This window comes from Mesorhizobium sp. M1A.T.Ca.IN.004.03.1.1, from assembly GCF_003997555.1.
Lineage (GTDB): Bacteria > Pseudomonadota > Alphaproteobacteria > Rhizobiales > Rhizobiaceae > Mesorhizobium.
Window position 1 is genome coordinate 1 of record NZ_RZTV01000294.1, and the last position, 274, is coordinate 274.

Genomic DNA, 274 nt, shown 5'->3' on the forward strand with positions numbered 1-274 from the left:
CTCCAGCGTCGTCACGCCGAAGACGTGCTTTAGCGGGATGGCCGGCGCCGGTCCGCGATACATGCGTGTCGTCTCGAATACCGGTTGAAGGCCTATGCCTTCGGCAAGCGCGACCGCCTCGTGGTTCTCTGCGGGAATGTCGATGAAGACCGCAGCCCCTTTTGCCTCGGGGATCAATTCGGCAAGCAGCGCCGCGGCGCTATCGGCATCGTTGGCAAAGAGCGGGCCGATCTTGTAGCCCTCGTAGCAGCGGCGGATCGTGCCGTAACCGCGG

General features: G+C 64.2%; 1 pseudogene. It reads right to left on the reverse strand.

Annotated features, from left to right (window positions below):
* A pseudogene (locus EOD29_RS31735) lies at positions 1-274 on the reverse strand (GNAT family N-acetyltransferase); the annotation flags it as partial.